The sequence below is a fragment of the Tabrizicola sp. M-4 genome (assembly GCF_051132405.1).
Lineage (GTDB): Bacteria > Pseudomonadota > Alphaproteobacteria > Rhodobacterales > Rhodobacteraceae > Paragemmobacter.
The window spans coordinates 3,942,748-3,958,682 of the sequence record NZ_CP128606.1 but is presented as its reverse complement, the minus strand read 5'-3'; the positions used below and the strand labels follow the sequence as shown (position 1 = coordinate 3,958,682).

The window sequence follows — 15,935 nt, the reverse complement described above, 5'->3', positions numbered from 1 at the left end:
AAGCGCAACGAAGGGGCGGGGCGGATCAGGCCTTGGCGATGGCCAACGGCGCAGCGTTGCGTCTGGAGCCATGGAAGCGCACCAAGGTGGCACCGCCTGACAGGGGAAAGAAATTGCATTCGATGAGGCGCCCGTCGAGGAGCCGAACCTCGGTTCGCCACGGATCGCGTTGTTCCAAACTTGTCAGATACTCTTCGGCCTCTGACCAGAGGGTGGTCGGGGGGCAGAGTCTCCGCCAGTGTTCCGCCATCGACCGGATGCTTGTGGTGGCCAGATTGCCGCCGGGGTTGTGACCCCAGAGCTGCCCGTAGGCGGCGTTTGTCATGACGAGCTGACCCGTCGAGGCGAAGACTGCAATCGCGTCATCCATCGTATCGACAACGGTCTGGCAAAGTTCCAGTTCGGAGCGGTATCTGCGGCTGCGGATGATCTCGGACGATATGTCGTCGATCATCAGCGCGAGGCATCCATCGGGGTGGGGGCGTCCCGTGACACGGTAGGTCTGACCCCCCGGAAGTGACCACACCTCTTCGAAGTGGCCATGCGCGGCGGCGCGCTCCATGGCCGCGATCTGGCGGCGCCAGTCCTTCCAGTTTGCAGGTTCGGGGATCATGTTTCGATCGCGCATCCGGTCGAGAACCGCAGCCAGAGAGGGACGGCGCGAAAGGAACTCCGGCGGAAGGGCAGTCAGGTCGGAGAGTGCGGGGTTGAAGCTTTGCAGGTTGCGGTGCTTGTCGAACACGGCAAGTCCCGTGGAAAGCTGGGCGAAGGTCTTGGCCATCGCCTGCACCATATCGCGCAGGTCATTCTCTGTCTGAACGAGCCTGTCTATCGGTAACGCAAGCGAAAGCCCATTCTGTTGGTTGATCTCGAAATACCGGACGGCTCCGTTCGATGTGGTGGTGATGCGGCCCGTTTCAGTGGGAGGATCACCTTCCGACCAGAGCGCCCTGTAGGCGCGATTTGACCAAAGGACACGCCCATCCTTGTTTGTTCGCCAGATTGGCACCATCGCATCGTCTACGGTTTGCCGTCGCAAGAAACCGCCAAACTTCCATCTGATGGTAAGGCTGGGACGCCAAACAAGCAGGATGATGCAAAGAGCGCCGCCCAGAATGGCGACGAAGACAAGCTGAAAGGGCGTGGCTTGAAATGGCAAATCGGTTCCACCAATCCGGAGACGTGCAACCTATGGAGGAGTAACCTTAAGAAATTGTTAACTGAGAGACTTGAGCAGCGTGCGATCCGGCCAATGCTGGCTGCGCGCCGCAATGCCATGGTGCGTCACGCTTCAAAGCGAAGATTGTCGCCGAGTTGTCCAGTTTTAGGAGCGACGATCGCTGTTGTGGGCCAGACCAGTTCGACGATCGCGCCGCAGCGCTCGGGGCGTTCCTCGGGGGTGAGGAAGGGATCGGAGGCATTGGCGAAGGAAAGCTCGGCCCCGGTGCGTTCCAGCAGGGTCTTGGCGATGAAAAGGCCAAGGCCCATGCCTTCGTATTCAGGTCGCCTGTCCAGATCCTGTGCGGATCGGCGCGAGCGGACGAAGGGATCGCCGATGCGCCCGATGACCTGCGGCGGGTAGCCCTCGCCATCGTCGACGATGCGGATTGTGATGGAGCGGTCGGTCCATTCGCCGTCGATCCAGACGGTGGTGCGGGCGAAATCCACGGCGTTCTGGATGAGGTTGCGCAGGCCGTGGATGACTTCGGGGCGGCGCAGGATCGTGGGTTGGCGGTCGCTGCCGCCGGGGCCGGGGAGAAGGGTGAAGTCTACGGTCTTGCCGCGGTCCATATGCGGTTCGGCAGCTTCGCGCAGGACGGAGGCGAGGGGTGCCTGCCGCAGGTGGAGGTCATCCTTGCCGGCGCGGCCCATGCTGCGCAGGATGTCGCGGCAGCGGTCGGCCTGATCGCGGATGAGGGCGGCATCCTCGCGCAGGGAGGGGTGGTCCTTCAGCTCTTCCATCATCTCGGCGCTGACCAGCTTGATCGTGGCGAGCGGGGTGCCGAGTTCGTGCGCGGCGGCGGCGACCACACCGCCCAGATCGGTGAGCTTCTGCTCGCGGGCGAGGGCCATCTGCGTGGCGAGGAGGGCGTCGGACATGGAGCGGATCTCGGTCGAGATGCGGCGGGAATAGAGGCCGAGGAAGACGATCCCAATGACGATGGCGAGCCAGAAGCCGAATTCGAAGACGACGGGCACTTCGAGACGGGACCCGTCGGCCATGGTGAGGGGGACGTTCACAAAGGCGATGAGGCAGGTGAAGAGGATGGCGAGCGCGCCGAGGAGGAGCGTCGTGCGCAGTTCCAGCGCGGAGGCCGAGATGGTGACGGGCGCGAGGATGAGCAGCGCGAAGGGGTTGGTGAGGCCGCCTGTGAGGTAAAGCAGGAAGGAGAGCTGCGACAGGTCGAAGAGGAGGGTGAGCATCGCCTCGAATTCCGAAAGGCGCTTGTTTTCCGGATAGACGAAGATCGAGATGAGGTTGGCGATGATGGAGGCGCCGACGGCCATATAGCAAAGGCCGAGGGGGAGCTGGATGCCGTAGATGCGGTCGGCGACGGTGATGGCGGCAAGCTGGCCCGTGATCGCCATCCAGCGCAGCAGGATCAGGGTTCGCAGACGGACCCAATCGCTGCGCGTGTCGCGCGAGAGGAGGCCGAAGCCGGGGTTCATCATCTGGACATCCTGCTCTTGCGTGACGAAGTTGCACATTGTTATGCGCCGCCGAAGTGGCGATCAATCGCGCGCAGGCCAAGGGGTTGCGAGCGTTCGGAAGGATATCGGGATGATGAAGCTTTATGCAGGATTGGCGGCGGCGGCCGTGGTGGGCATGGTGGGCGGCCTGTTCGCCTATGGCCAGTTCGCATCCTCGGATGACCGCTTTGCGCAATGCCGCGCCGGCGCCGTGGGCGGCGATATCGGCGGGCCTTTCACGTTGGTCAACGGGGCCGGGCAGACGGTGACGGACAAGGATGTGCTGACAAAGCCGAGCCTTGTCTATTTCGGATACACCTTTTGCCCGGATGTCTGCCCGCTGGACAATGCGCGCAATGCGGAGGCCGTGGATATTCTGGAAGAGCGCGGTTTCGATGTGACGCCGGTATTCATCACGATCGACCCCGAGCGGGATACGCCGAATGTGGTGGGGGATTTCGCGGCGAACCTGCATCCGAAGATGATTGGGCTTACGGGAAGCGCGGAACAGGTCAAGGCGGCGTCGCAGGCCTACAAGACCTATTTCAGAAAACAGGATTCGGAAGATCCTGAGTTTTATCTGATGGATCATTCGACATTCACCTATCTGGTTCTGCCCGAAGTCGGCTTTGTCGATTTTTTCAAGCGGGACGATACGGCCGAGCAGATGGCGGAACGGACGGCCTGTTTCCTGACGCATTGACGATGCGTCGGATTTGACCGGACGGTGAAAGCCGCCTACCTTTCAGGAAAAGAGAAAACGAAGGGGAACCAGATGGCTGACGACCTGACTGCCGAGCTTGGCCCGGACCGGACGCTGCTGCTTGTCGATGATGACGAACCCTTTGTTAAGCGTCTGGCAAAGGCGATGGAAAAGCGCGGTTTCATTCCAGAAACGGCGGAAAGCGTGGCAGCGGGCAAGGCCATCGCGATGACGCGCCCGCCCGCCTATGCCGTGGTGGACCTGCGGCTGGAGGATGGCAACGGGCTGGATGTGGTGGAACTGCTGCGTGAGCGGCGCCCGGATTGCCGGATCGTGGTTCTGACGGGCTATGGCGCGATTGCGACTGCCGTGGCGGCGGTGAAGGTCGGGGCGACGGATTATCTTTCCAAACCCGCCGATGCCAATGATGTGACCAATGCGCTTTTGTCGCGGACCGAGACGCTTCCGGCGCCGCCCGAAAACCCGATGTCGGCGGATCGCGTGCGGTGGGAGCATATTCAACGCGTCTATGAAATGTGCGATCGCAATGTTTCGGAAACGGCGCGGCGATTGAGCATGCATCGCCGCACCTTACAGCGCATTCTGGCAAAGCGCAGTCCGAAATAATCGGATCATTGAATTATCGCGGCCAATTCAATATCAAGGCGCAATGTCGCATTCATGGAGCATGCGGAAATGAGCCTTGATCTTAATTCGATGTCGCTGAAGGAACTGAAAGAGCTTCAGGGGCAAGTCGCACGGGCCATTGCGAGTTTCGAGGACCGCAAGAAAAAGGCCGCGCTTGCGGAACTTGAAGAAAAGGCCAAGGAGCTTGGCTTTTCCTTGGCGGAATTGACGGGTGCGACGGTGACGCGGAAACGTGCGCCTGCGACCGCGAAATATGCCAATCCGGCCAATCCTGCGGATACGTGGTCTGGCCGTGGGCGCAAGCCGCGCTGGTTTGCCGAGGCGATGGCGGCCGGGAAATCGGCCTCTGATCTGGCGATCTGATCAGGCGGCCTGTTCCAGCCATTTCAGGAAGGCGCGCGTGGCTGCGCGCTGCGGGCCCGGCAGAGTGACGATGAAATAGGCGGGCAACCTGTCCTTGCTGTCATGCAGCAGGATCAGGCGGCCTTCTTCCAGATCGTCCTCCATCAGGGCAAGGCTTTCGACGACAAGACCGAGGCCCTGACGGGCGGCGGCGAGGGAGAGGTCCTCGTTCACGAATTCCGTGCGCGAGAGGGCTTCGGGCCTGAGGCCGAGGCTTTTGAGGTAGTTCTCCTGTTCGGGCCAGTCGCGGGCGAGAATCCATTCCATCCCCTGCATCTGGGACGCGGAGAGGGCGGTGCGGCCATCCAGAAGATCGGGCGCGGCGGCGATGGCCATGCGGGCCGGGGCGAGGAAGCGGGCGGTGACGCCCGGCCAATCGCCGTTGCCGTAGCGGATGCCCAGATCCATGCCGTCGCGGCGCAGGTCGAGGACGCGGGCATCAGGATGCAGCGACAGGGCGATGTCGGGGTGGCGATCCCAGAAGTCCTTGAGGCGCGGCATGAGCCATTGGGTGGCAAAACTGGCCGTAAGGGTGATGCGGACCGGGCGGTCCGATCCGCCTGCGCGCAGGGCGGCGACGCCATTCGCGATGGCGCCGAAGCCGTCGGTGAGGGATTGGGCGAGTTGCTGGCCTTCCGCCGTCAGGGCCATGCCCCGGCCATCGCGCGCGACGAGGGGCGTGTCGAGCGCCTGTTCGAGCGCGCGGACCTGCTGGGCGACGGCGGCATGGGTGACGTTCAGCGCGCGGGCGGCCTGCGAAAAGCCGCCAAGTTCGGCCACCGCGGCAAAGGCGCGGAGGGAGGACAACGGGGGAAGGGCGCGCCAGTCGGTGGTCATATGATAGATTGGCTTACAGTTTTGAAAGTTTTCTGACTCGGTACATTGCCCAAAAGCGGCTATTCCTGCCAGCACAAAGACAGTGACAGGAGTAGAAAATGTTACAGATCATCGCAGAGGCGCTGCTTCTTGCAGCGGGTCAGCGTCCTGGAAAGCGTCAGCCTTCGCCGCAGGATGGCACGCGCGGGGCGGAACGTCCCGGCCCCTATGTGCCGCCGTCGCGGCTGGGTGGTTGAGCCGTGCAGGCCGCCAGCAGTTCCGCATGTCTTGACACATAGTCCGCCCGCACGACCGCGGGCGGACGCAGCCTGATTTCCAGACCGCGCAGGATCAGCGCGTCGGGTTTGCCGAAGAAACGATCCGCCTCGATTTCCGAAAAACCGGCTATGTGAACCGCCTCGAGCCAGGCGGAGATCTTGTCCGCGGCCTTGATCGCCTTCTTGATGGCAGCAGGCAGGGCGGCGGGCAGGCCGAAGCGCAGATGGACCGCCGCCGTGAGCCTTTCATCCAGCGCGCCGTAGCCCGGGCCGACGGCGGCCTTTACCGGGCTGATCATGTCTCCGATCACGTATTCCGGGGCATCGTGGAGAAGCGCGGCCAATTGCCAGCGCGGGGCGATGCCGGGATTGGCGCGGGTGAAGATCTGTTCCACGAGAAGCGAGTGTTCGGCCACGGAATAGGGCCAGTCCCCGCGCGTCTGCCCGTTCCAGCGTGCGACGAAGGCAAGGCCGTGGGCGATGTCTTCCACCTCGATGTCGACGGGCGTGGGATCCAGGAGATCGAGCCTGCGGCCAGACAGCATGCGTTGCCATGCGCGGGGTTGTTTCATGGTTGATCGGCCTTCCCCTGGTAACCTTCATGAACCACCGTTCCATTGTCGATGGCCTCATCCCGTGCTATCTGCGCGCCCAAACAAAGGTTCAAGGAGCAACGGCACATGCCGCAGGATTACATCGTCAAGGATATCGCGCTTGCCGAATTCGGACGCAAGGAACTGACCATCGCGGAAACGGAAATGCCGGGCCTGATGGCCTGCCGCGAGGAGTTCGGGCCTTCGCAGCCTCTGAAAGGTGCGCGGATTGTCGGGTCGCTTCACATGACGATCCAGACGGCGGTGCTTATTGAAACGCTGACCGCGCTGGGTGCGGATGTGCGTTGGGCTTCGTGCAACATCTTTTCGACGCAGGACCACGCTGCCGCCGCGATCGCCGCGGGTGGCATTCCCGTGTTCGCGGTGAAGGGTCAGACCCTGACCGAGCATTGGGATTACCTTGATCGGTCCTTCATGTTCCCGGAAGGCGCGAACATGATCCTCGATGATGGCGGGGACGCCACGCTTTACGTGCTGCTGGGCGCGCGTGCCGAGGCTGGCGAGGAAATCCTGCCCGTGCCGCAGTCGGAAGAAGAAGAAGTCATCAAGCAGCAGATCTACAAGCGCATGAAGCAGAGCCCCGGCTGGTTCACCAAGACCAAGGCGGCGATCAAGGGCGTGTCGGAGGAGACGACGACCGGCGTGCATCGTCTGTACGAGCTGCACAAGAATGGCGCCCTGCCCTTCCCCGCGATCAACGTGAATGACTCGGTCACGAAGTCGAAGTTCGACAACAAGTACGGCTGCAAGGAATCGCTGGTGGACGGCATCCGCCGCGCGACCGACACGATGATGGCAGGCAAGGTTGCGGTGGTCTGCGGCTATGGCGACGTGGGCAAGGGGTCGGCGGCCAGCTTGCGCGGTGCCGGTGCGCGGGTGAAGGTGACGGAAGTCGATCCGATCTGCGCGCTGCAGGCGGCGATGGACGGATTCGAGGTCACGATCCTTGAGGATGAGATCAAGACGGCCGACATCTTCATCACCACGACCGGCAACAAGGACGTGATCCGCATCGAGCATCTGCGCGAGATGAAGGACATGGCGATCGTCGGGAACATCGGCCATTTCGACAACGAGATTCAGGTGGCCGCGCTGCGCAACCACAAGTGGACGAACATCAAGGAACAGGTGGACATGATCGAGATGCCCTCGGGCAACCGCATCATCCTGCTGTCCGAAGGGCGTCTGTTGAACCTTGGGAACGCGACGGGGCATCCGTCCTTTGTCATGTCGGCGTCCTTCACCAATCAGGTGCTGGCGCAGATCGAGCTTTGGACCAAGGGGCAGGATTATGCTCCGGGCGTCTATATCCTGCCCAAGCATCTGGATGAGAAGGTCGCGCGCCTGCATCTGAAGAAGATCGGGGTGAAGCTGACGGAACTGCGCCCGGATCAGGCGGCCTACATCGGCGTGAAGCCGGAAGGCCCGTTCAAGCCGGAACACTATCGCTATTGATCCCGCATCAGGGATGACGGGCACCCGCCGACCGCCGGTCGGCGGGTGTTTTCTTGCCTGTGCTTCAAGTTCGATGCGCGTTTCGGCAACAAAGCGGTTGCGGCCTCCGCTTTCGCCCGTAAGCTTTCATCAAGGCGTACGGACAATCGCCGGAATTCAGGGAGAGATTGAAGACCATGAGCAAGCGAGCCGAATTGATCGCGAAATATGCCGAAGATCTGAAGACCAAGTGCAAGATGACGCCGGACATGGCGTTGCTCGAGAAGGTCACCATCGGCTGCGGTCCTGCCATCTATAGCGCAGACAGTGAAACCGTCGCGTCAAGCGACAAGGAAGAGTTGGAGCGGGTCAAGACCAACTTCCTGATGAAGAAGCTGGGACTTGCGGACTCCCCTGCCCTGATGGAGGCGATCAACGCCGTGATCGACACCTATGGCAAGTCGGAGCGGAACAAGTATCGCCCGGTGGTCTATTACATGCTGGTCAAGCATTTCGGGAAGGAAAAGGCCTACGCCTGATATCCTGCCGGGGCCGATCCAGCGGGACGCGGCGGACCGGTAAAATGTGAGCGACTATTCCTTTGCCCGGACCTGACGGTTCGGGCAAAGTCATCTTGCGGGGCAGGATGCCCGGAACCCTTTTCAGATCGCGCACGGTGCATGGGGAGTGCGTGGGGTGGATGGAGGGTTCCGATGGGGTGCGGGGCCCTCCATTTTCGTCGTGTTGCGGCGAAGGGGCTACAGTCCGCCTATCCGGCAAATGATGGCCCATTCCTCGGCGGTCACAGGCTGCACAGAGAGCCGGGTATTTTTGACCAACGCCATGTTTTCAAGGCCGGGTTGGACCTTGCAGACCTCCAGAGTCACCGGTTTGGGAAGAGCCCTCACTGCCCTAACCATCACGCAATCCCAACGCGGATCATCTGTCGTGCTGTCCGGAGCGCTTTCACGGATCACCTCGACAATCCCGACGATCTCTTTCCCGATATTGGAGTGATAGAAGAAGCCCAGATCCCCAACCTTCATGGCCCGCATGTTGTTGCGCGCTTGATAGTTGCGAACGCCGGTCCATTCTTCGCCCGCATCCCCCTTGGCGATCTGATGAGGCCAGCCGAACACGTCGGGTTCGGATTTGAAAAGCCAGTAGGCCATCAACCAATGACCTTCTTCCATTCGCGGATATCGACGGATTGGAAGAGCCCAGCCTTGGCATAGGGATCGTTCGCTGCCCAGTCTCGGGCTTGATCAAGGGTTTCGACCGAAAGGATCACGAGAGAACCCGCCATTTCGCCTGACTCGGACAGAAAGGGGCCTGCCATTTCAACGATGCCGGAGGATTGGATATGTTCCAGATGGGCAGGCCGATTTTCTTGACGGATGTGCAGGTGACCTGGCTTGTCGATACAGATCAGGGCGACGCGCATGGGCTATTCCTTCTTCAAGGGTCTGGACAGGAGGGCTTGCACGGCAGAACGAAGATCGAGGCGCCCTTCGATCAGGGCTGCGACCATCTGCGTGACGGGAAGATCCAAGCCGCGGGTTTCAGCAAGTCTAGAGACTGCTTTTGCCGTTGCAGCGCCTTCAACGGTGATTGATGGATCGAAGCCTTCGCCAGAGCCAAGCGCATGGCCGTATCGGAAATTCCGGGACTGCGCAGAAGTGCAGGTCAGGACGAGGTCGCCTAAACCGGAGAGGCCAGAAAGGGTTTCCGCCCGCGCGCCAAATGATATGGCGAGGCGCGTCATCTCTGCATAACCGCGTGTCATTAGGGCGGCGCGCGCGGAATCGCCCAGTCCGGCTCCGATGGTTACCCCTGCCGCTATGGCGATGACGTTCTTGAGCGCCCCGCCGAGTTCGGCACCGATCAAGTCGTCGGTGCGGTATAGGCGAAGGTTGGTCGTCGAGAGCAGATGCTGAAGACTGATGCTCAGGACCTCGTCTGTGCAGGCAAGCGTGAGGGCGGTCGGTAGGCCATTTGCGATATCTGTGGCAAAGCTTGGCCCGGTGAGGATGGCGCGGGGAGAAGCGGGCGCGCAGGTCGCAATGATCTGCGAGGGGCCGCTGAGCGTTGTCAGGTCGACTCCCTTGCAACATGCGACGAGCGGCAAGCCGTTCAGGTGCTGTCCTTCGCCCGAGAGAAAGCCCCGCAGCGCCTGCATTGGAACGGAGAGAAGAACAGCTTCACAGGCGCAAAGATCATCGATTCCCGCCGTGATGGAGACATTTTTTGGCAGTGGGACGCCGGGGAGGCGAGCGCTATTCACGCCTGTAGCGCGCATTGCGGCACATTGAGCGGCATCCCGTGACCACAGCGTCACGCTCTTTCCTTCGCGTGCAAGCGAAACGGCAAGGGCTGTGCCGAATGCCCCTGCGCCAACGATGCCGATGCAACCTGACGTCATGCCTTTGCCCCCTTCTTGCCCGATCCGATCATCGGTGAGGCTGTGGCGTCGAGAGGCCACCGCGGGCGTGCGACAAGGTCATCCGCATCGTTGATGCCGGCGCGAAACCTTTCGATCCCGGCCCAAGCGATCATCGCCGCATTGTCGGTGCAAAGACGCAGGGGCGGTGCAATGAAAGTGATGCCTGACTTTGCACAAACAGTCTCTAACAAGGCGCGAATTTTCCCATTGGCTGCCACGCCACCTGCGACGGCAAGAACGGGTTCGGCGGGTTCCAAAGCAAGGTAGAGGGCGATCGCTCGGCGCGTTTTCTCGGCCAGAACATCGGCCACCGCCTGTTGAAAGCCCGCGCAAAGGTCACGGCGATCCTGCACTGTGATCCCGCCCTTCTGTGCAACGAGTGCGTCCCGCGCCCGAAGAAGTGCCGTCTTGAGGCCGGAGAAGGACAAGTCGCACCCGGGCCTGTCCAGAAGGGGGCGCGGAAAATGGAAGCGGTCGGGCTCGCCCAAGCTTGCCTCTGCCTCGACAGAGGGGCCTCCGGGTTGGGGCAAACCCAGAAGCTTGGCGGTCTTATCGAAGGCTTCGCCCGGGGCATCATCGATGGTGCCGCCGAGCCGTTGGAAGCGATCTGCCGCATGGGTTATGAGAAACTGACAGTGCCCGCCTGATGCGAGGAGCATCAGATAGGGAAAGGGTGTGGCATCGGTCAGGCGGGGTGTCAGGGCATGGCCTGCAAGGTGATTGACCCCGATCAGCGGCTTGCCCGACCCCGCCGCCAGACCCTTCGCCAGCATAACACCGGACAGCACGCCGCCGATCAGGCCCGGCCCGGAGGTGACGGCAATGCCATCCACTTCGGCCAGCGATATCCCGGCCAGTTCAAGCGCCTGTTCAACGCAGCCATCAAGCCGTTCCGCATGGGCGCGGGCAGCGATTTCCGGCACGACACCCCCGAAGGCAGCATGCAGTTTTGTCTGGCCTTCCACCACGGAGGACAGGATTTCAGGAGGGCCATCTCCGTCCTGACGCAGGACTGCGGCAGCGCTGTCATCGCAGCTTGATTCGATGCCAAGGAAGATGAGCCGTGTCATATCCGTTGCCCGCTGGGTTCGTGCCGGGGTAACACCGCAGGCATGACCTCGCAACATCAACCCCTGCCTGTCCTGCTTACCCGTCCTTTGGCGCAGTCGGCGCGCTTTGCCGATTGGCTGCAACGTCGGTTCGGGGCCGATGTGTCGGTGATCATCTCTCCGATCATGCGGTTGGAGTTTCTGGAGCCGGTCTTGCCGGAGGGTGATTTTCGCATCCTCATCCTTACAAGCGAGACGGGAGTGGAGGCAGCGATCCGGCTGCGCAACGCTGGTAAGCCGATCCCGCAGGCGGCGCTCTGTGTGGGGGATCATACGGCAGCGATAGCCCGCGCGGCAGGATTTGCCGCAGATTCGGCGCATGGCGATGCAGAAGCCCTTATCGCTATGGTGCTGGCTGGGGATGTGCAGGGGCCATTTCTGCACCTCCGAGGGCACGAGGCGCGGGGAGACATTGCTCCGCGACTGTCCGCGAAGGGACATCAGGCAGCGGCAGTGATCGTGTACGAACAGATTGAAGAACCCTTGAGCGGAGACGCAGTTGCCTTGCTTGGCGGAAGTGGGCCGGTAATCGTACCTGTCTTTTCGCCGCGCAGTGCCACCCTTCTTGCCGAACAAGGGCCATTCGCCGCACCGCTCTGGGTGGTGGCGATAAGTCGGGCAGCGGCCAAGGCGGCTGCCGGATTGGGTGCGCAGAGGATCGTCACGGCGGATCGTCCGGATGGGGTCGCGATGCTGGATGCGATTGCGACGGTCATTTCGGAAGCCGCTTCTTGAACCTGCATCCTTCGGGGGATTAGGGTTGAGGTGCCGCCGTCCTGAATGATCGGGGGAAAGGAAAAAGCATGGCCAGACGCAAGACCGAGGAACCCGGCACGACCGAGGAAGCGGACCTGATGGCCGTAGTAGAGGCGACTGATCCAAAGGCGGATGATCCGGCCATGGTCGAAAGCGTCGAGGCAACAGAACGACCAACAGCCACCGAGGTGAAGGCGGAGGCCCCGATTGCCCCTCCGCCGCCTGCACCACCCGCTTCGTCGCGGGCCGGAATGGCTTTTCTGGGTATGGTGCTGGGTGGCGTGATTGCGGCGGGCGCCGGGTTCGGCTTGGCGCGCGTGATGCCTGACCTGTTGCCGTTGGGCGAAGACCCTTCCTTGGCAGAGATGATGGCGCAGCAAGGTGCGAAGATTGCGGCGCTTGAAGAGGAATTGGCCTTTCGCCCTGACTTGGAAGAGATCGTGGCGCGCCTCGCCGCACTGGAAGCAGCACCAACGCCTGCCTCGGCCGTCGAGACGGAGGGAGAGGTCGCTACGCTTCGGGCAGCGGTGGCTGAATTGCAGGCAAGGCCCGCGGCATCGGGTGGTGGCGATCCTGCCTTGGCGGAAGAGGTTGCGTTGCTGCGGGAGCAGGTTGCAAATCTGGGTGCCGGGGGAGGTGTGCCTGCCGATGTGGTGGCGGCTGTAGATGCAGCCGAGGCCCGGTTGAAGGAAGCGGAAGAGCGTGCAGCGGCCCTGGCGCGCGAAGCGGAGGCCACCGCTGTGGCGGCACGACGGGCCGCCGCAACGGAACGGTTGGCGGCGGCATTGGACAGTGGCGCACCGTTCGCATCGGCGCTGACGGAACTTGGTTCCGAGATTCCGGCGGTTCTGGCCGAGAACGCGGCTGTCGGATTGCCCACGATTGCTGATCTTTCCGACGCTTTTCCGGACACAGCACGCCAGTCACTGGAAGATGCCCTGCGCGCGAACATGGGGGAAAGTTGGACCGATCGGGTTTCAAACTTTCTGCGTAGCCAGACAGGACTGCGGTCCTTGACCCCGCGGGAGGGGAATGATCCCGATGCTGTCTTGTCGCGCGCCGAGGCAGCATTGCAGGCGGGCGATGTAGCAAGGGCAATCACCGAACTGTCAGCCATGCCAGAGGCGGGCAAACCTGCGCTGGCAGACTGGCTTGCCATGGCGCAGACCCGCGCGGATGCCGAGGCAGCGGTTGCCGCCTTGGCGCAGAACTGACGGGGGCCGCAGATGATCTGGGCCCTTGGGAAGGTATTGCTCTTCATCCTGATCGTTTCGGCGCTGACGCTGGGCGCGGGCATCCTGCTGGATACGGGGGGTGGCATCCGCATCGCGGCGGCGGGTTACGAATTCACTCTTGGGCCGCTGCAGGCGTTGATCGCCTTTTTCGTGATGGTGGTGCTGGTCTGGCTTCTGATGAAGCTGGTTGGATTGATCATGGCGGTGTTCCGTTTCTTGAACGGGGATGAAACGGCGATCAGCCGATATTTCGACCGCAACCGTGAGAAGAAGGGATTTCAGGCCCTGTCTGAGGGGATCATCGCCTTGGCCGCCGGTGAAGGGCGACTGGCTTTGAACCGGGCGATCAAGGCCGAGAAGTATCTGGCCGATCCGCATCTGACGACGCTTCTGGTCGCACAAGCGGCTGAAGCCGCAGGGGATACGCGGCGGGCTACCGAGGCCTACAAGGAACTGCTTTCCTCCGACAATACGCGGTTCGTGGCGATCCGCGGTCTGATGAAGCAGAAGCTGACTGAGGGCGATACGGAGACGGCGCAAAAACTGGCGATAAAGGCGCTGGAATTGAAGCCGCGGCATGAAGAGACACAGGATATCCTGTTGAAGCTGCAGGCCGAAAGCCGGGATTGGAAAGGCGCGCGCGGCACGTTGAGCGCGAAGCTGAAGGCAGGGAGCCTGCCGCGCGACGTCTATCGCCGCCGCGATGCGGTTCTGGCGCTGCAGCAGGCGCAGGGCGTGCTGGACGAGGGCGCGACGATCGAGGCGCGCGAGGCGGCCATCGAGGCGAACCGGCAGTCGCCCGATCTGATTCCGGCGGCGGCCATGGCGGCGCGCGCGCTGGCGCAGAAGAGGGACCGGAAGGGGGCGACCCGCGTTCTGAAGAAGGCATGGGATGCCAAGCCGCACCCGGACCTTGCGGCGGCTTTTGCGGACATCGAACCCGGTGAGACGCCCGCGCAGCGGTTGAAGCGGTTCCGTACGCTGGTGGCGAACCATCCCCAGCACGAGGAAACCCGTCTGCTGATGGCCGAGTTGAACATCGCTGCCGAGGATTTTCCCGAGGCGCGGCGGGCGCTGGGGGATATCGTCGAGACGCATCCGACACAGCGGGCGCTGGCGATCATGGCAGCGGTGGAGCGTGGCGAAGGGGCGGATGAGGCGGTCGTCCGGGGCTGGCTGGCGCGGGCGCTTACCGCGCCGCGGGGGCCGCAATGGTGTTGCGACAAGTGTCAGGCCGTGCATGCGAAATGGGACCCGATCTGCGACAATTGCGGCGGCTTCGATACGCTGTCATGGCGCGAGCCGCCCGAACGGAGCGGGCCTTCGGCAACGGGGGCGGAGGTGCTTCCCCTGATCGTTTCGCCGCCCAAACCCGCCCCGGCGCCCGAGCCTGCGGGGGAGGCGAAGGTGGTGCCGGATGCCGCGGAAGAGCCCGAGGTCATCGACCTTGAGGCGATTGTCAGGCGTGGTGGCTAGGCCTTGCCAAGCATTGCGGCAAACGCCCAAAAGATAGGATTTACCAAGGGTTAACGAATTTGACTGACAGCCGGAAAAGAGCGGAGGCGATGCCTTTAGCGCTTGCTTTGGCGGGAAGTTGCAGAAATAAAATTTCGCCATAGCTATGGTTCACAGAATGAAACAAGGGAGGAAACCTATGGATCGTCGTTCATTCCTGACCAAGGCCGCCGTGGGCGGTGTCGGGGCAGCCGCGCTTGCCGCGCCGGCCATTGCCCAGACTGCCCCCAAGGTGACCTGGCGCCTGACGTCGTCTTTCCCGAAATCGCTGGATACGATCTATGGCGGGGCGGAAGTGCTGTCGCGGATGGTGTCCGAGGCTTCGGAAGGCAATTTCCAGATTCAGGTCTTTGCTGCCGGCGAACTGGTGCCTGGTCTGCAGGCCGCCGATGAGGTGACGGCCGGCAACATCGAGGCCTGCCATACGGTGGGTTACTATTACTGGGGCAAGGATCCGACCTGGGCGGTTGCTGCGGCGGTGCCGTTCTCGCTTTCGGCGCGGGGGATCAACGCGTGGCACTATCACGGCGGCGGGATCGATCTGTATAACGAATTCCTCGCCCAGCATAACATCGTGGCCCTGCCCGGCGGCAATACCGGCGTGCAGATGGGTGGTTGGTTCCGCAAGGAAATCAACACGGTGGCCGATCTGCAGGGCCTGAAGTTCCGGGTTGGCGGCTTTGCGGGCAAGGTGCTGGAGAAGCTGGGCGTCGTGCCGCAGCAGATCGCCGGTGGCGACATCTATCCGGCGCTGGAAAAGGGCACGATCGACGCGGCGGAATGGGTCGGCCCCTATGACGACGAGAAGCTCGGCTTCAACAAGGTGGCGCCGTTCTATTACTATCCCGGCTGGTGGGAAGGTGGTCCGACCGTCCACTTCATGTTCAACAAGGCGCAGTACGATGCCCTGCCGCCGCAATACCAGTCGCTGCTGCGCACGGCTGCACAGGCGGCGGATGCGAACATGCTGCAGATGTACGACTACAAGAACCCGACCGCGATCAAGTCTCTGGTCGCCGGTGGTGCGCAGCTGCGGCCCTTCTCGCCCGAGATCCTCGAGGCGTGCTTCAACGCTGCGAACGAGGTCTATGCGGAGATGGAGGCGACCAACCCTGCCTTCGCCAAGATCTGGGGGTCCATCAAGGAGTTCCGCAAGGAGAACTACACTTGGGCTCAGGTGGCCGAGTACAACTATGACACGTTCATGATGCTGCAGCAGAACGCAGCAAAGCTGTAAGCGGCAGGATCCGAGGATCGTTCGAAAGGAAAACCCCCGGTCACAGGACCGGGG

Annotated in this window: 18 protein-coding genes; 10 read left to right on the top strand and 8 right to left on the bottom strand. The window is 62.3% G+C overall.

Annotation, left to right across the window (positions count from 1 at the left end; genetic code table 11):
* Positions 1-25: 25 nt before the first annotated feature.
* A complete protein-coding gene (locus TabM4_RS19325) occupies positions 26-781 on the bottom strand; it encodes a PAS-domain containing protein (protein WP_434616281.1) in 756 nt (251 codons plus the stop codon).
* A 503-nt stretch (positions 782-1,284) separates the two neighbouring features.
* Complete coding sequence (regB, locus tag TabM4_RS19320) at positions 1,285-2,673, bottom strand: sensor histidine kinase RegB (protein WP_434622177.1); 1,389 nt, start codon at positions 2,671-2,673, stop codon at positions 1,285-1,287.
* A 109-nt stretch (positions 2,674-2,782) separates the two neighbouring features.
* Between regB and TabM4_RS19315 the strand changes: the two genes are divergently transcribed.
* The 3 genes from TabM4_RS19315 (at position 2,783) to TabM4_RS19305 (ending at position 4,405) form a co-directional block, all read left to right on the top strand.
* Positions 2,783-3,394 carry an SCO family protein gene (locus TabM4_RS19315; protein ID WP_434616278.1) on the top strand — a complete coding sequence of 204 codons (612 nt, stop codon included), beginning with the start codon at positions 2,783-2,785 and terminating at the stop codon, positions 3,392-3,394.
* 72 nt (positions 3,395-3,466) lie between these two features.
* A complete protein-coding gene (locus TabM4_RS19310) occupies positions 3,467-4,021 on the top strand; it encodes an ActR/PrrA/RegA family redox response regulator transcription factor (protein WP_434616276.1) in 555 nt (184 codons plus the stop codon).
* A 69-nt stretch (positions 4,022-4,090) separates the two neighbouring features.
* Entirely contained in the window at positions 4,091-4,405 is a 315-nt protein-coding gene (locus TabM4_RS19305; protein ID WP_434616273.1) for an H-NS family nucleoid-associated regulatory protein, read from the top strand.
* On the opposite strand, the gene TabM4_RS19300 is transcribed toward TabM4_RS19305, so the two are convergent.
* Positions 4,406-5,281, bottom strand: coding sequence for a LysR family transcriptional regulator (locus TabM4_RS19300; RefSeq protein ID WP_434616270.1), 876 nt, complete (start codon positions 5,279-5,281; stop codon positions 4,406-4,408).
* A 98-nt stretch (positions 5,282-5,379) separates the two neighbouring features.
* Between TabM4_RS19300 and TabM4_RS19295 the strand changes: the two genes are divergently transcribed.
* Positions 5,380-5,517, top strand: a complete 138-nt coding sequence (locus TabM4_RS19295) for a hypothetical protein (RefSeq protein ID WP_434616268.1) — start codon at positions 5,380-5,382, stop codon at positions 5,515-5,517.
* Here the strand turns inward: TabM4_RS19295 and TabM4_RS19290 are convergent.
* Entirely contained in the window at positions 5,487-6,110 is a 624-nt protein-coding gene (locus tag TabM4_RS19290; RefSeq protein ID WP_434616265.1) for a hypothetical protein, read from the bottom strand. The two genes, TabM4_RS19295 and TabM4_RS19290, sit on opposite strands and share 31 nt — an antisense overlap.
* Before the next feature lie 108 nt (positions 6,111-6,218).
* Between TabM4_RS19290 and ahcY the strand changes: the two genes are divergently transcribed.
* Entirely contained in the window at positions 6,219-7,607 is a 1,389-nt protein-coding gene (ahcY, locus tag TabM4_RS19285) for an adenosylhomocysteinase (RefSeq protein ID WP_434616262.1), read from the top strand.
* Positions 7,608-7,783: 176 nt separating this feature from the next.
* The gene (locus TabM4_RS19280) at positions 7,784-8,125 is read left to right on the top strand and encodes a DUF2853 family protein (RefSeq protein ID WP_434616259.1); all 342 of its coding nucleotides are present in this window, start codon (positions 7,784-7,786) and stop codon (positions 8,123-8,125) included.
* Between the two features lie 219 nt (positions 8,126-8,344).
* Here the strand turns inward: TabM4_RS19280 and TabM4_RS19275 are convergent, their stop codons facing one another.
* From TabM4_RS19275 to tsaD, 4 genes are read right to left on the bottom strand one after another with little or no spacing between them, the layout of a single operon-like run.
* Positions 8,345-8,758, bottom strand: a complete 414-nt coding sequence (locus TabM4_RS19275) for an EVE domain-containing protein (protein ID WP_434616256.1) — start codon at positions 8,756-8,758, stop codon at positions 8,345-8,347.
* A complete protein-coding gene (locus TabM4_RS19270; RefSeq protein WP_434616253.1) occupies positions 8,758-9,030 on the bottom strand; it encodes a YciI family protein in 273 nt (90 codons plus the stop codon). Before TabM4_RS19270 ends, TabM4_RS19275 begins: the two co-directional genes overlap by 1 nt.
* A 3-nt stretch (positions 9,031-9,033) precedes the next feature.
* Positions 9,034-10,008: an NAD(P)H-dependent glycerol-3-phosphate dehydrogenase gene (locus TabM4_RS19265; RefSeq protein WP_434616250.1), complete on the bottom strand. Its 975-nt coding sequence runs from the start codon at positions 10,006-10,008 to the stop codon at positions 9,034-9,036.
* The gene (gene tsaD / locus TabM4_RS19260) at positions 10,005-11,099 is read right to left on the bottom strand and encodes a tRNA (adenosine(37)-N6)-threonylcarbamoyltransferase complex transferase subunit TsaD (protein WP_434616247.1); all 1,095 of its coding nucleotides are present in this window, start codon (positions 11,097-11,099) and stop codon (positions 10,005-10,007) included. The genes TabM4_RS19265 and tsaD overlap by 4 nt, the downstream gene beginning before the upstream one ends.
* A 141-nt stretch (positions 11,100-11,240) precedes the next feature.
* Here tsaD and TabM4_RS19255 point away from each other — a divergent pair, with 141 nt between their 5' ends.
* The 4 genes from TabM4_RS19255 to TabM4_RS19240 all read left to right on the top strand — a co-directional run bounded on the left by TabM4_RS19255 (position 11,241) and on the right by TabM4_RS19240 (position 15,881).
* Positions 11,241-11,873, top strand: coding sequence for a uroporphyrinogen-III synthase (locus TabM4_RS19255; protein WP_434616244.1), 633 nt, complete (start codon positions 11,241-11,243; stop codon positions 11,871-11,873).
* A gap of 68 nt (positions 11,874-11,941) precedes the next feature.
* Positions 11,942-13,108 carry a COG4223 family protein gene (locus tag TabM4_RS19250; RefSeq protein ID WP_434616241.1) on the top strand — a complete coding sequence of 389 codons (1,167 nt, stop codon included), beginning with the start codon at positions 11,942-11,944 and terminating at the stop codon, positions 13,106-13,108.
* Between the two features lie 12 nt (positions 13,109-13,120).
* The gene (locus tag TabM4_RS19245) at positions 13,121-14,605 is read left to right on the top strand and encodes a heme biosynthesis protein HemY (protein WP_434616238.1); all 1,485 of its coding nucleotides are present in this window, start codon (positions 13,121-13,123) and stop codon (positions 14,603-14,605) included.
* A gap of 178 nt (positions 14,606-14,783) precedes the next feature.
* Complete coding sequence (locus tag TabM4_RS19240; protein WP_434616235.1) at positions 14,784-15,881, top strand: TRAP transporter substrate-binding protein; 1,098 nt, start codon at positions 14,784-14,786, stop codon at positions 15,879-15,881.
* Positions 15,882-15,935: the final 54 nt, after the last annotated feature.

What these genes read in the sequence shown, in the direction of transcription:
- TabM4_RS19245 (WP_434616238.1), top strand. Translation starts at nt 13,121, where the DNA reads ATGATCTGGGCCCTTGGGAAGGTATTGCTCTTCATCCTGATCGTTTCG.
- ahcY (WP_434616262.1), top strand. Translation starts at nt 6,219, where the DNA reads ATGCCGCAGGATTACATCGTCAAGGATATCGCGCTTGCCGAATTCGGA.
- TabM4_RS19295 (WP_434616268.1), top strand. Translation starts at nt 5,380, where the DNA reads ATGTTACAGATCATCGCAGAGGCGCTGCTTCTTGCAGCGGGTCAGCGT.
- TabM4_RS19305 (WP_434616273.1), top strand. Translation starts at nt 4,091, where the DNA reads ATGAGCCTTGATCTTAATTCGATGTCGCTGAAGGAACTGAAAGAGCTT.
- TabM4_RS19275 (WP_434616256.1), bottom strand. Translation starts at nt 8,758, where the DNA reads ATGGCCTACTGGCTTTTCAAATCCGAACCCGACGTGTTCGGCTGGCCT.
- TabM4_RS19310 (WP_434616276.1), top strand. Translation starts at nt 3,467, where the DNA reads ATGGCTGACGACCTGACTGCCGAGCTTGGCCCGGACCGGACGCTGCTG.
- TabM4_RS19280 (WP_434616259.1), top strand. Translation starts at nt 7,784, where the DNA reads ATGAGCAAGCGAGCCGAATTGATCGCGAAATATGCCGAAGATCTGAAG.
- TabM4_RS19325 (WP_434616281.1), bottom strand. Translation starts at nt 781, where the DNA reads ATGGCCAAGACCTTCGCCCAGCTTTCCACGGGACTTGCCGTGTTCGAC.
- TabM4_RS19290 (WP_434616265.1), bottom strand. Translation starts at nt 6,110, where the DNA reads ATGAAACAACCCCGCGCATGGCAACGCATGCTGTCTGGCCGCAGGCTC.
- TabM4_RS19300 (WP_434616270.1), bottom strand. Translation starts at nt 5,281, where the DNA reads ATGACCACCGACTGGCGCGCCCTTCCCCCGTTGTCCTCCCTCCGCGCC.
- TabM4_RS19265 (WP_434616250.1), bottom strand. Translation starts at nt 10,008, where the DNA reads ATGACGTCAGGTTGCATCGGCATCGTTGGCGCAGGGGCATTCGGCACA.
- tsaD (WP_434616247.1), bottom strand. Translation starts at nt 11,099, where the DNA reads ATGACACGGCTCATCTTCCTTGGCATCGAATCAAGCTGCGATGACAGC.
- TabM4_RS19315 (WP_434616278.1), top strand. Translation starts at nt 2,783, where the DNA reads ATGATGAAGCTTTATGCAGGATTGGCGGCGGCGGCCGTGGTGGGCATG.
- TabM4_RS19270 (WP_434616253.1), bottom strand. Translation starts at nt 9,030, where the DNA reads ATGCGCGTCGCCCTGATCTGTATCGACAAGCCAGGTCACCTGCACATC.
- TabM4_RS19250 (WP_434616241.1), top strand. Translation starts at nt 11,942, where the DNA reads ATGGCCAGACGCAAGACCGAGGAACCCGGCACGACCGAGGAAGCGGAC.
- regB (WP_434622177.1), bottom strand. Translation starts at nt 2,673, where the DNA reads ATGATGAACCCCGGCTTCGGCCTCCTCTCGCGCGACACGCGCAGCGAT.
- TabM4_RS19240 (WP_434616235.1), top strand. Translation starts at nt 14,784, where the DNA reads ATGGATCGTCGTTCATTCCTGACCAAGGCCGCCGTGGGCGGTGTCGGG.